Origin of the sequence: Enterovibrio calviensis DSM 14347, assembly GCF_000621165.1 — a bacterium.
In the GTDB taxonomy this organism is placed as follows: domain Bacteria; phylum Pseudomonadota; class Gammaproteobacteria; order Enterobacterales; family Vibrionaceae; genus Enterovibrio; species Enterovibrio calviensis.
Genome location: NZ_JHZA01000019.1, coordinates 35672 through 49277, shown reverse-complemented (window position 1 = coordinate 49277; position 13606 = coordinate 35672). Strand labels below are relative to the sequence as shown.

Below are 13606 nucleotides of genomic sequence, written 5' to 3'. Positions count from 1 at the left end.
TCATGTTCAGTAAGATTTTAGGCACAGGCAGTTATTTGCCTGCGCAAATCCGTTCTAACGCGGATCTTGAAAAAATGGTGGATACCAGCGATGAGTGGATCATGGCTCGTACTGGTATTAAAGAGCGTCGTATCGCTGCTGAAGACGAAACAGTGGCGACGATGGGTTATCACGCTGCCTGTCAAGCCATTGAAATGGCACAGATTGACAAGCAAGACATTGATCTAATTATCTTTGCTACGACGAGTGGTGAAAACGCATTTCCTGCAGCAGCTTGTGATGTACAAGCAATGCTGGAGATTAGCGGTTGCCCTGCGTTTGATATTGCTGCTGCTTGTTCCGGGTTTGTTTATGCTTTAAGCGTGGCAGATCAGTACGTGAAGTCAGGTATGGCACGTAATGCTCTCGTCATTGGAGCCGATCGTCTATCGCACAAGTGCGATCCAGAAGATCGTTCGACCATCATTCTGTTTGGTGATGGTGCTGGAGCAGCAATCGTAAGTGCCAGTGAAGAGCCTGGAATTATTTCAACGCACCTTCGCGCTGACGGTAAGTTTGGCGAGTTGCTTAAACTGAAGTTTCCTGAGCGTGCTGGCGCTAATAATCCGGTCGCGCAAGATGCATGGCTAGAAATGGCTGGAAACGACGTGTTTAAAGTTGCTGTTACGCAACTGGCTAACATCGTGTCAGAAACACTTGATGCGAATCGTATGGACAAGTCAGAGATCGACTGGTTGGTACCACATCAAGCCAACTTCCGCATTATTAAAGCAACGGCTAAGAAACTTGCGATGTCGATGGATCAGGTCGTGATTACCCTAGATAGACACGGCAATACGTCTGCCGCTTCTGTCCCTACTGCGCTCGATGAGGCAGTAAGAGACGGACGCATTCAACGCGGCCAAACGATTTTGCTTGAGGCCTTTGGCGGTGGTTTCGCCTGGGGTTCTGCTCTGATTAAGTTTTAAAAAGGAAAATATCGATGTCTAACTTTGCTGTGGTTTTCCCAGGTCAAGGTTCACAAACTGTGGGCATGTTGTCAGAACTGGGTGAGCAATTTGATGTAGTAAAACAAACATTTTCAGAAGCATCTGAGGTGTTGGGTTACGACCTTTGGGCACTTGTGCAAAATGGTCCCGACACTGATCTTAATCAAACGCATCGCACCCAGCCTGCACTATTGAGCGCATCTGTGGCGATCTGGCGTGTTTGGCAGCAACAAGGCGGTGTTCAGCCAACGGTTATGGCTGGTCATAGCTTGGGTGAGTACTCAGCACTTGTTTGTGCGGGCGTTATTGATTTTAAAGAAGCCGTTAAATTGGTTGAGCTTCGTGGTCAATTGATGCAAGAAGCTGTGCCTGCCGGTGTAGGCGCGATGTCAGCCATTATTGGCCTTGATAACGACGCGATTGCAAAAGCGTGTGAAGAAGCGGCACAGGGTGAAGTTGTTTCTCCTGTTAACTTCAATTCACCGGGCCAAGTGGTTATTGCTGGTAATAAAGAAGCAGTAGAACGTGCAAACGTATTGTGTAAAGAAGCAGGCGCAAAACGTGCTTTGCCTTTGCCAGTTTCTGTTCCTTCTCACTGTGCATTGATGAAACCGGCAGCAGATAAGCTAGCTGTTGCACTTGAGAGTATCGCGTTTTCTGCGCCATCGATTCCTGTGATCAACAACGCGGATGTCGCAACTGAGACTGATCCAGCGGCGATTAAGAGCGCGTTGGTTCGCCAACTGTATGGCCCAGTTCGTTGGACAGAAAGTGTTGAGAAGATGGCAAGCGAAGGCGTTGAGCTGCTGTTGGAAATGGGTCCAGGTAAAGTATTAACTGGCCTAGCAAAACGTATTGACCGCAGCCTGAATGCGGCAGCAGTGAATGATTCAGCATCGCTGGAAGCGGCGAAGTAATTTCTGGGAATTGCGGACAGTCACAAAAAAACTGGCCGCTGTTATAAAGGAACGAAAACTCATGAACCTGAATGGAAAAATTGCTCTTGTAACAGGCGCAAGCCGCGGTATTGGCCGTGCTATCGCAGAACTCCTTGTTGAACGTGGTGCGACAGTCGTAGGTACTGCCACTTCTGAGAGCGGTGCCGCAGCAATCAGTGATTATCTGGGTGAAAATGGCAAAGGTTTCGCACTGAACGTGACGTCAGCTGAGTCTGTTGATGCTGTTTTGAAATCGATTAAAGAAGAGTTTGGCGATATTGATATCCTGGTAAATAACGCAGGTATTACCCGTGATAACCTTCTGATGCGAATGAAAGATGATGAGTGGCAGGACATTATGGACACCAACTTGACGTCTATTTTCCGCATGTCGAAAGCCGTGATGCGCGCAATGATGAAAAAACGTCATGGCCGTATTATCAACGTAGGCTCCGTTGTTGGTACCATGGGTAATGCAGGACAGGCGAATTACGCGGCAGCGAAAGCTGGAGTTGTGGGCTTCACCAAATCTCTGGCACGAGAAGTTGCATCACGCGGAATTACCGTAAATACTGTTGCTCCAGGTTTCATCGAAACCGATATGACAAAAGCGCTGACTGATGATCAGCGCACAGCAACACTTGCTCAAGTACCTGCTGGACGACTGGGTGATCCACGTGAAATTGCTGCTACTGTCGCTTTCTTAGCGTCAGCTGATGCAGCTTATATCACAGGTGAGACACTTCATGTTAACGGCGGCATGTACATGATTTAAACATTAAAGTTGCAACACGAAATGATACAGGTCAAACTCCGGCTGTTTATCGAGCATATCGTGGTTTGACCAGCATATAGGGTGTTGCAACTTCCACATTATTGAATAAACTACTGCACATATCGCATCTGCGTATCTTGTAAGGAATAGTATTAATATGAGCAACATCGAAGAACGCGTTAAAAAAATCATCGTTGAGCAACTAGGCGTAGACGAAGCTGAAGTTAAAAACGAAGCATCTTTCGTTGACGATCTGGGCGCAGATTCACTTGACACTGTTGAGTTGGTAATGGCTCTGGAAGAAGAATTCGATACAGAGATCCCAGACGAAGAAGCAGAGAAGATCACTACCGTCCAAGCAGCGATTGATTACGTTGTAGGCGCGTCTGAGTAATCAGAACAAGATCCTTCCAGGCGGTCACCTTGACCGCCTGAGTTTTTTCTAAGACCCCGAAAATTTCAAATTACACCTTTTCTCCGGAGAATATCATCGTGTCTAAGCGTCGTGTTGTTGTCACTGGCATGGGGATGTTATCACCTGTAGGTAACACCGTTGAATCTTCTTGGAAAGCCTTGCTGGCAGGCCAAAGCGGAATTCAAACCATCCAACATTTCGATACCACTGGTTTCGCAACCCAATTTGCTGGGATGGTGAATGATTTCAACTGTGAAGATTACATCTCTAAGAAAGATGCCAAGAAAATGGATTTGTTTATCCAATATGGTATCGCTGCAAGTGTGCAAGCACTTGAAGATTCTGGTTTAGAAGTCACAGAAGAGAATGCAGAGCGTATCGGTGTAGCTATTGGCTCTGGTATTGGTGGTCTCGGCTTGATCGAATCAAACCACCGTGCGTATGTCGAGAAAGGCCCACGCAAAATTAGCCCATTTTTTGTACCGTCGACCATTGTAAATATGATCGCCGGTCACGTTTCAATTAATTACGGTCTTCGCGGTCCAAACATCGCGATTTCGACTGCTTGTACCACTGGCCTTCATAACATCGGTCACGCGGCACGTATGATTGCATACGGCGATGCGGACGCGATGGTTGCTGGCGGTGCAGAGAAAGCATCCACAGAGCTTGGTATTGGTGGTTTTGCCGCGGCAAAAGCACTGTCAACTCGTAACGATGACCCACAAGCCGCTTCGCGCCCTTGGGACAAAGACCGCGATGGTTTTGTTCTGGGTGACGGTGCAGGCGTCATGGTTCTTGAAGAGTACGAGTTTGCTAAAGCGCGTGGCGCGAAAATCTACTGTGAGCTCGTTGGCTTCGGTATGAGTGGCGATGCTTACCATATGACTTCACCAAGTGCAGACGGCTCTGGTGGCGCACTCGCAATGAAAGCGGCAATCCGCGATGCGGGCATCACACCAGAAGAAATCGGTTATGTGAACGCACACGGTACGTCGACACCTGCGGGTGATGTTGCTGAAACGAAAGGTATTCGTTTGGCAATGGGCGCTGCTGCAGACAAAACCATGGTGTCTTCGACCAAATCGATGACAGGTCACTTGTTGGGTGCTGCAGGTTCTGCTGAATCTATCTTCACCATCATGGCATTAGTTGATCAAGCGGTACCGCCGACGATTAACCTAGACAATGTCGATGAAGGTTGTGATCTGGATTACGTCCCTCATGAAGCGCGTCAAGTGAACATGGAGTACGCCCTGTGTAACTCCTTCGGCTTTGGCGGCACCAACGGTTCGTTAATCTTCAAAAAAATGTAAGTTTTTTGATAGAATAGAACGGCTCGATAGTTGATATCGGGCCGTTTTTTTTTCTGCTTTTCAAGGATGAACAATGATCCTGCTTAACGGACAGCCTGCCGACCTCCTGCCTATCACTGATAGGGGGCTGCAATATGGCGATGGATGTTACACCACCATGCTGGTTGAGTCCGGAGTGGTGCGCTCTTGGTCGCGCCATCAAGACCGCCTGAAAGCCAACACTGCTCAGCTAGGTATAGAGGGTATAGATTGGCAGCATTTGACACTGTCTGTGGCTCAGGTGGCTGATTCCTTAAAAGCGGAAATCAAGAGCATAGTCAAAGTGGTGGTGACGAGAGGCAGTGGCGGCAGAGGTTACAGCCCTGAAGGTTGTCACACTCCAAGTGTTGTCGTGTCTTCGCATGCTTATCCTTCGCACTATAAGCAATGGCAAGAGCAGGGCATACAGATGGTCATGCTCAAACAACGATTAGGTTTATCTCCACTTGCTGGACTCAAGCACCTCAATCGCCTTGAACAGGTTCTGATCAAGCAAGAGTTGAACGCTCAAGATGTTGAAGATGGTGTGGTGTGCGACCTTAACGGGAAGCTGATTGAAACTTCTGCTTCCAATCTTTTTTGGCGAAAAGGCGACACGCTTTTTACACCAGATCTTTCGTTGTCTGGTGTAGAAGGTACAATGCGTGCAGAGGTGATTCAGGCAGCACAGTTGGAAGGATTCCAAATTGATATTGTGACTGAGGATGCGGACGTCATTTTTTCCGCAGATGAAGTATTTATAACTAATGCAGTGATGGGGTTAGTTCCCGTTCGTTGTATAGAACAAACACGCTATAGCAGTGATGCGGCGTGTAAAGCTCTTACATTGAGGTTGAATGCGTGATTAAGAAGATCGCCCTAGTTTTATTGTTTTTAGTGGTAGCTGCAATGGGCGGCGCATACTGGGTTCATGGTCAAATTGAAGGCTATGTGAATGGCGCTATTAAAATAGATGCTAACCAATTGGTGACGGTTCCAGACGGAGCAAACTACCATTCGTTCACTCGAAAGTTGGTCTCAGAAGATATCGTCGATAGCTCTCAATGGGCGCGTTGGGCGGCAAAAACTCACCCTGAGCTGACGCGGTTGAAAGCGGGCACCTATCAAATTGAACCGGGAATGACACTTTCTGATGTTTTCCTTGTTGCGCGCTCGGGTAAAGAGCACCAGTTTGCCATCACGTTTGTTGAGGGAAGCACATTCAAAGAATGGCGTACTCAATTGGCAAAAACAGACCATATCATCCACGATACTGATGGGATGTCTGAACCTGATATTGCGAAAGCTCTAGGTCTGAGCGTTGATAAGTTGGAAGGGCTACTATTGCCTGAGACTTACCACTATGTGTCCGGTGAGAGTGATATTGCGATTCTTAAACGCGCATCGGGTCAGCTACAAAACGCATTAAATCAGGCTTGGGAGCAACGACAAGAAGGGCTTCCGATTAAATCTGAATATGATCTTCTTACGTTAGCGTCGATCATTGAAAAAGAAACGGCGGTGGACAAAGAGCGGGGTAAAGTCGCATCTGTGTTTGTGAATCGCCTCAATAAAGGGATGCGTTTGCAGACAGACCCAACCGTGATTTACGGCATGGGTGACAAATACGATGGTAATATTCGTAAGAAAGATCTGCGAACGCCGACACCTTACAACACATATACGATTAATGGGTTACCGCCAACGCCAATCGCCATGTCGGGTAAAGCGTCGATATTTGCCGCTGCTAACCCTTCGGATACACCCTATTTTTATTTTGTTGCCGATGGTCTCGGTGGACATAACTTTTCTAAGACGCTCGCGGAGCACAACCGCGCAGTAAGACAGTATCTAAAAGTATTAAGAGCCCAATGAATAGCGGAAAATTTATCGTCGTAGAAGGCTTGGAAGGCGCGGGTAAAACCACTGCTATCCAAAATGTAATTGAAACCCTAAAAGCAAGCGGCGTATCAGACATTGAAACGACACGCGAGCCTGGCGGTACACCGCTAGCGGAACAAATGCGTGCGCTTGTTAAAGAAGGCCATCCTGATGAGCCGTTAACGGACATGGCTGAGCTGTTGCTTCTTTATGCTGCTCGTATTCAGCTGGTTGATAATGTCATCAAGCCGGCATTAGCTCGCGGCGCGTTTGTGGTTGGCGATCGTCACGACATGTCATCTCAGGCTTATCAAGGCGGCGGTCGTGGATTTGACAAAGGCCTCATGCAAAACCTGCGTGACACCGTGCTGGGAGATTTTCGCCCAGACTTTACCTTATATATGGATCTCGACCCAGCGATTGGCCTAGCGCGAGCGAAAGCGCGTGGTGAACTCGATCGTATCGAAAAAATGCAATTGGACTTTTTCTATCGCACTCGTGAGCGATATCTGGAACTGGCGAATGCTGATAACAGTATCGTGATCATCGACGCCTCTCAGTCGATTGAGGACGTGACCAGAGATATTTGTGCAGCACTCAAATCTTGGCTGAATCATGCAGGCTAATGTATACCCTTGGCACGGCGAACTGTGGGGCAATTGGCAACAATTGTTAGGTCAGGATCGCCTGCACCATGCCGTTTTGTTAAGCGCGCCGAAAGGCAGCGGAAAGCTAGCCCTTGCTGCTATGCTCGCAAAAACGGTGCTGTGTAAAAATGGCGTCGTTGAGCCTTGTGGTGTTTGCCATAGCTGTAAGCTGTTTGATGCAGACACACATCCCGATTTTCACTGGTTGAAGCCTGAATCTGAAGGCAAGCAACTTGGTGTGGATGCGGTGCGTGCGGGTAACCAGTATGCGTGGGAAACCTCTCAGTTGGGTGGCGAACGCGTTATTTTGGTACAAAATGCCGATCGTATGGGTGAAGCTGCAGCCAATGCGTTGTTGAAAACCCTTGAAGAACCGCCATCACATTGTCACTTCATCTTACTTTCTGAGTCCATCGACAACATGCTGCCCACGGTTGTTAGCCGCTGTAACAAGTGGAAGCCAAAGTTACCTGAAGAAAGCATCGTGAAACGATGGGTAGAGGGCGAGTTATTCGATTCTGTGCCCTTACAGGTAATTCGCATTAATCGCGGTGCGCCACTCGCGGCTAAAGCGTTTATTGAAGAGGGTAGTGCAGTAAAACACCAAGCAGTGGTTGATGCATTTGTTGCGTTTGTCACTAACCGCCAAGGCTTGTTTACCTTAACGGACTTGTTGACCAAGTTTCAGCGAGAAGGCCTTAACTGGCTAAGCTTCTTATTGCTTGATGTAGTTAAGACCCAACAAGGGTCTCAAGAAGCCATTGTGCATTGTGATGCCTTGACCTCGTTACAGCAGATCGCTAAAACAGTTCCGCTGGCGAAAGTGATGTCTCAGTTAATGGCACTTAACCGATTGAAAGCGGAACTTGCCAAACACACAGGTCTAAACAGCGAGCTTTTGCTTAGTCGCTGGTTATCGGCCTTTAATGAATAAATTAATAAAGCGCGAGGGTATACTCCCTCGCTTTAATCCTTTTGCTAATCGGAGAAAGTGACGTGCTAGTCGACTCGCATTGCCACCTCGACAAACTTAACTATGACGAATTACACACAGACGTTGCTGATGTGGTTGAAAAGGCCAAGCAGCGCGGCGTGGATTATTTGTTGTCTGTCGGTGTGACCCTAAAAAGTTTCCCAAAAATGATGGAGTTGATTCGCCCGTACGATAACGTATTCGCATCGTGTGGCGTCCATCCTCTTGATATCGAAGAAGGATTTGACTACGACACCTTGAAGCAACTTGCGTCTGATGAGCGCGTGGTAGCAATCGGTGAAACTGGCTTGGATTACCACTATCAGCCAGAACTGGCAGAAAAACAAAAAGATGCTTTTCGTCAGCATGTTCGTCTTGCCGTTGAACTGAATAAGCCGTTGATCATTCACACCCGCATGGCGCGTGAAGATACCTTGCAAATTCTTCGTGAAGAAAATGCGCAGGCTGTAGGCGGTGTATTGCATTGCTTTACTGAAAGCTATGAGATGGCAGAAGCAGCGATTGAGCTTGGCTTCTATATCTCAATTTCAGGCATAGTGACGTTTAATAAAGCGTCAGAGCTAAAAGATGTGGTTCGTCGCTTGCCATTAGAAAAACTGTTGGTAGAAACCGACTCTCCGTATTTAGCGCCGATCCCATATCGTGGCAAAGAAAACCAACCTGCGTACGTGAGAGAAGTGGCCGACTATGTTGGGTTGCTGAAAGGCGTGTCGGGAGAAGAAGTAGCGAAAGTCACGACAGAGAATTTCTTCAAGTTATTCTCCCAAGCGAAGCGATAGATACGCTGACAGTTTGCAGAGAAAGAGTGATAAAAAGAAGCCGGGCGAATTGAATTGCCCGGCTTTTGTTTAGTTGGCTGATGGAAGGTTTATCACTTCATGCCGCAGGGCATTCTTGCTGACAAAACTTGCCATATAGCTTTCTAGTTCTTCTTTAGTGATCGTATCCAGGGCCGAATCTGGGTTAGTCACGGCTTTTGGATCTGAACCACTCAGGACATAGTTGAACATCATCCTTGCTTGTTCTTTTGGAAGCGTCAGCCCCTCGTTTAACGCCTGAGACAATTGTGCGGCCGTGCTTGAAAACTCTTCATCTGTGACGCCTTCTCCTAAAGAATCGACCACCTGAGCAACGCGCTCTTTGGCCTGTTCGCGCCTAATCAATGACACATTTGATACAAACAAAAACAATTGCTGTTCTGCTCGGTCGGGCCACATAACAAATGCATGTGGATAGTAGTCCAAGCTAGCATCTTCACGAATTTTCTCCAGCAACCTTTGCGTCATAATGCGACCAGCCATATCACTAATAAAGTGCGCTTTGGCGTCTTTTTCTGGCGCTGTATTAACCAGTGCAGTAAGAAGTTCGACATTGTTGCCACGTACACCAAATGCATGCACGTTCTTCGTTTTACCCGTCTGCATATGAATGTCATAACGTGGCATCTGCGGTTTATCGACAAACGTCATGCTCGCAAGATAAGTACGTGCTAAAGGCTTGAGTTCTTCCTCTGAGAGATTTCCCGCAATGACAACAGTGAGCCCGCGGTTGACGTTGAAAAGCTGCTGAAATGCCTCTTTGACTTGTTCAATAGTGACGGCTTGGTACTGTTCTGGTGTGAAGTGATAGCGTACAGAAGATGATTGATACAAACTTTTATTGATAGCTCGGTATGTTTTGCCATAGATCGAGTCATGGTGCTGGGTTTCATTAGCGACAAAAGTTGCTTTATGTTGCTCGAGCTTAGCGTTGTCCACACTGGCATGCTGATAGGCTTGGTTGATGACCGCGAGCAATGCGGGGAGAGAGGAACGCGCCGTTTCTCCGTAAAAACCATGACGGCTTTCATCGATCATAGGCTCTATATAGCTTTTGTTTTTTACCATAAAGCGATTGAAGTCACTTGAGGACATTCCACCCAATCCGGATAACGCATAGGCGCCAGGGGCGATATGAGCTGCAGGTCTCAAGTTTTGAGGCAGTGAAGCAATGCCTCCCTGTGAACCTGAGTATACATATAGGGTATCGCCTGCATCTGGCATGTGCTTGAGATACAGTGAGACGTTGTTACTGAGCGTAAATTTGGTGGTATTTGGCGCCACAGTGGTCATTGATACGATGTCGCCTTTAGTCTCTGGTTGAGGGAAGGCACCGAATGCGTCAGGGAGTATGAGTTTTCGGCCTGTTTCTTTGAAGGTTTTATTGAATGCAGCTAGGTTACCCATCACCTGTTTGTTGGTATTTTCATCGATTACGTCGCTATTCGCTAGCCCAATAATGGGTTTGGCCCCTTGCTCATTAAGAAGTTTGCGCAACTGTTTATTAATGTGTTCTTTGTCTGCTAATGCTACATATCGCGAGGACAGCTCAGAACGAAGCGCTTGTGAAAGGGTTTGCGTGTTGTTGATGAGGTTGTTGAGTTTCTCGTCCGCAAAATCCTTTGCAGCCCAATCGTCCTTATGGTTGTGTTCGTTGTTGGTAAAAGCGATTTCTTGCGCATCGATTTCCAATGAGCTGAGACCATGATCTCTGAGCGTAGCGAGTTCATTCGCTAGAAAGGTCATCGCAGCATCGCGATTTTGAGGTTCAAAAGCCACACTCACAATGAGTTGTGGAGAGTTAAACAGGTATTCAACATGGCTTGATACAAATTGAACAGGGGCTTGCGTGTCCGTTGCTCTGTCACTCAATCGTGCGTTAATAGCATCAACCAACATCACCTGGTTGGCATATGCTTCAAAGTGAGCGCCTTCCGTTAGCGTATTGCTTTTTGATGGGAAAATAAGCGTGAATGACGGGAACTCTGTATCGCCCGCTCTGAGTGTTAACGGCTCCGCATTAAATCGGGGGAGAGTTTTCTTGGTATCTTGAGTTTCGTTTTGAGTCCAGCGCCCAAATGTCGAATGAATCAGCGTTTCGACGTTCACCGTATCGATATCACCGCTGATGATCAGCTCTGTACGGTCTGGCGTGTAATTGGCCTCATAATAGTCTCGTAATCCTCCGGCAGTCGCATTTGTGATGGACTCACGAGTACCCTCTATATCGACATTTCCGTCGTATGCTTGTTCTGCTAATGCCATATGTGTTTTGAAGTAAATAGAGCCTTCAACTGCTTCTATTCGGCGGAGTTCGCCAAGTACGACGCCTTTTTCTGCGTTTACTGCATCTTCTGACAGCGTTAAGTCCGTTGCGATATCGCTAAACCAATTAAGCGCTTGCGGCAGGTGAGTGTTATCAGGCAAATCTAGCTTGTAGTAAGTCCAGTCAAAGTAGGTGTAGGCATTGAGATGTTGACCAAAACTTAATCCAGCATCGCCGAACAATTTGATCACATCATTTTTCTGAAAGTTCTTACTGCCATTAAAGGCCATATGTTCGAGAAAATGCGCATAGCCCACTTGATTCTTTGCTTCGTCGATCGAACCAGTGTGAACGAGGAGCCTCATGGAAACTGGCTTCCCTTCTTGATGTTGTAGGTGAACATTTAGCCCATTATCTAATATTGTTTTCTGCCAAGAAGTATCCGCTTCAATGGGGCCCGAAAGAATTGGGCTATTGCAGGAAGTTACAGCCAACGCCATGAACAATGTCAGTAGTGGTTTCATCATGTGTCATTTATCTCTTGTATCTTTGATTCATGTAAATTTACTTGTCTTATATGAAACAGAAAGGGTGAGTGACCTAAAAATGCGACACGATGGTATTAAAAAGCATGCAACACTATGTAAGCCAGTAAGTTGGTTAGTCAGAGTTATGTAACTCAGTATCTGAAATTCCATCTTTATTCGTTACATGAAATAACTTGGTGTTCTATAACTTTCTTCGAGAGAGTCTTAGCGGTAATTAACGCCATTTTGATTTTAAATTAATTTAAATCAATGATTTATGTTGTGTTAGATCTGCTATCAACGACCTCGCTCATGTGATCTATATTTAGTTTCTGAATCCTCAAGTAACGTTACGTAGAGTCCTACAAAAAGCAGGCCTATATTACTCAGCGAATAACATTGTTTCCGGGTTGTCGAGAACTCGAATCGGATCTGAGTCTTAGCTCAACCCTATATATTTCAGGAGTTACATATGTTCAAAAATCTCTTTGCGAATATGCAAAAAGTCGGTAAGGCGCTGATGCTTCCAGTATCTGTTATGCCAGTAGCCGGTATTTTGCTGGGTGTTGGTGCTGCAGATTTCTCTTGGCTGCCAAGTATTATTTCTACCATCATGATGAGTGCTGGTGACGCTGTGTTTGGTCACATGGGTCTTCTGTTCGCAGTAGGCGTTGCGCTTGGTTTCACTAATAACGACGGTGTTGCTGGTCTAGCGGCAATTGTTGGTTACTACATCATGGTCAACACACTGGGTGTGATGGCAGGTGTGTTCGATGTGGGCTCTATTGAAACTGGCGTGCTTGGCGGTATTCTTGCTGGTGGTGTAGCGGCATGGGCTTTCAACCGTTTCTTCCGTATCCAACTTCCAGATTACCTAGGCTTCTTTGCAGGTAAGCGTTCAGTTCCAATCATCACCGGTTTCCTTAGTATTTTTCTAGCGATTGGTCTGTCTTTCATTTGGCCTCCAATTGGCGCAATGATCGCTTCTTTCTCTGATTGGGCGTCTGTACAGAACCCACAAGTTGCGTTTGGTATCTACGGTATCGTTGAGCGCTCACTGATCCCATTCGGTTTACACCACATTTGGAATGCTCCGTTCTTCTACGAAGCGGGTCAATGTGTCACACCTGCTGGTGAAGCACGTACGGGTATCCTAACGTGTTACATGGTTGCTGATGAAGCAACGCGTGCAGCGGGCAACGGCTTCGGTCAGTTGGCTGGTGGCTTCATGTTCAAAATGTTTGGTCTACCTGCAGCAGCGATTGCAATGTGGCACACAGCGAAACCAGAAAACCGTGCGAAAGTTGGCGGTATCATGGTGTCTGCGGCGTTGACGTCATTCCTAACGGGTATTACTGAACCTATCGAGTTCGCATTCCTGTTCGTTGCTCCTGTGCTTTATGTGATTCACGCTGTACTTGCGGGCACCGCATACGTGATTACCAACACCTTGGGCATGGTACACGGCACGTCTTTCTCTCACGGTTTGATCGACTTCGTTGTATTGTCTGCTAACTCTCAGAAAATGTGGCTATTCCCACTTCTGGGTATGATGTACGCAGTGTTCTACTACGTGGTATTCCGTGTTGCTATCGTGAAGCTTGACCTTAAAACACCAGGTCGTGAAGATGATGAAGATAAATCAGCAGCGGTTGCTGGTGGTGAATCTGAGATGGCGAAAGAATTGGTCATCGCATTCGGTGGTAAAGAGAATATTACTAACCTAGATGCATGTATTACTCGTCTTCGCGTTGCTGTAGCAAGTGTTGATGCAGTAGACCAGGACAGACTGAAGAAACTCGGCGCTGCAGGTGTTGTTGTTGCTGGTGGTGGTGTACAAGCTATCTTCGGTACTAAGTCAGACAACTTGAAGTCTGATATGGATGAGTGGATCCGCAATAACTAAGATTGACTGTTAGTTCCCCCAACAGTTAATGACTAAAAAGGAGAGCATATGCTCTCCTTTTTTTGTTCATATTCTACTTGCGGTTGTTCCCGCTTTTTCCTTGCTTGCCATCTGTA

At 46.9% G+C, this 13606-nt stretch carries 12 protein-coding genes; 11 read left to right on the top strand and 1 reads right to left on the bottom strand.

The window, feature by feature from the left end:
• The first annotated feature begins 2 nt into the window (after positions 1-2).
• The 10 genes from Q365_RS0115350 to Q365_RS0115305 all read left to right on the top strand — a co-directional run bounded on the left by Q365_RS0115350 (position 3) and on the right by Q365_RS0115305 (position 8752).
• Entirely contained in the window at positions 3-968 is a 966-nt protein-coding gene (locus tag Q365_RS0115350; protein ID WP_028024180.1) for a beta-ketoacyl-ACP synthase III, read from the top strand.
• 14 nt (positions 969-982) lie between these two features.
• Entirely contained in the window at positions 983-1906 is a 924-nt protein-coding gene (gene fabD / locus Q365_RS0115345; RefSeq protein WP_028024179.1) for an ACP S-malonyltransferase, read from the top strand.
• Between the two features lie 61 nt (positions 1907-1967).
• Complete coding sequence (gene fabG / locus Q365_RS0115340) at positions 1968-2702, top strand: 3-oxoacyl-ACP reductase FabG (RefSeq protein ID WP_028024178.1); 735 nt, start codon at positions 1968-1970, stop codon at positions 2700-2702.
• Between the two features lie 157 nt (positions 2703-2859).
• A complete protein-coding gene (gene acpP / locus Q365_RS0115335; protein ID WP_007467184.1) occupies positions 2860-3096 on the top strand; it encodes an acyl carrier protein in 237 nt (78 codons plus the stop codon).
• Positions 3097-3194: 98 nt separating this feature from the next.
• A complete protein-coding gene (gene fabF, locus Q365_RS0115330; protein WP_028024177.1) occupies positions 3195-4433 on the top strand; it encodes a beta-ketoacyl-ACP synthase II in 1239 nt (412 codons plus the stop codon).
• Positions 4434-4506: 73 nt separating this feature from the next.
• Positions 4507-5316: an aminodeoxychorismate lyase gene (gene pabC / locus Q365_RS0115325; RefSeq protein ID WP_028024176.1), complete on the top strand. Its 810-nt coding sequence runs from the start codon at positions 4507-4509 to the stop codon at positions 5314-5316.
• Positions 5313-6326, top strand: a complete 1014-nt coding sequence (mltG, locus tag Q365_RS0115320; protein ID WP_028024175.1) for an endolytic transglycosylase MltG — start codon at positions 5313-5315, stop codon at positions 6324-6326. Before pabC ends, mltG begins: the two co-directional genes overlap by 4 nt.
• Positions 6323-6958, top strand: coding sequence for a dTMP kinase (tmk, locus tag Q365_RS0115315; protein ID WP_028024174.1), 636 nt, complete (start codon positions 6323-6325; stop codon positions 6956-6958). Before mltG ends, tmk begins: the two co-directional genes overlap by 4 nt.
• Positions 6948-7913: a DNA polymerase III subunit delta' gene (gene holB / locus Q365_RS0115310; protein WP_028024173.1), complete on the top strand. Its 966-nt coding sequence runs from the start codon at positions 6948-6950 to the stop codon at positions 7911-7913. Before tmk ends, holB begins: the two co-directional genes overlap by 11 nt.
• Positions 7914-7975: 62 nt before the next feature.
• Positions 7976-8752 carry a TatD family hydrolase gene (locus Q365_RS0115305; protein WP_028024172.1) on the top strand — a complete coding sequence of 259 codons (777 nt, stop codon included), beginning with the start codon at positions 7976-7978 and terminating at the stop codon, positions 8750-8752.
• A 69-nt stretch (positions 8753-8821) separates the two neighbouring features.
• Here Q365_RS0115305 and Q365_RS0115300 read toward each other — a convergent pair whose 3' ends face one another.
• The gene (locus Q365_RS0115300) at positions 8822-11584 is read right to left on the bottom strand and encodes a M16 family metallopeptidase (protein ID WP_245621564.1); all 2763 of its coding nucleotides are present in this window, start codon (positions 11582-11584) and stop codon (positions 8822-8824) included.
• Positions 11585-12056: 472 nt separating this feature from the next.
• Here Q365_RS0115300 and ptsG point away from each other — a divergent pair, with 472 nt between their 5' ends.
• Positions 12057-13490: a PTS glucose transporter subunit IIBC gene (ptsG, locus tag Q365_RS0115295; protein WP_028024170.1), complete on the top strand. Its 1434-nt coding sequence runs from the start codon at positions 12057-12059 to the stop codon at positions 13488-13490.
• The last annotated feature ends 116 nt before the right edge of the window (positions 13491-13606 follow it).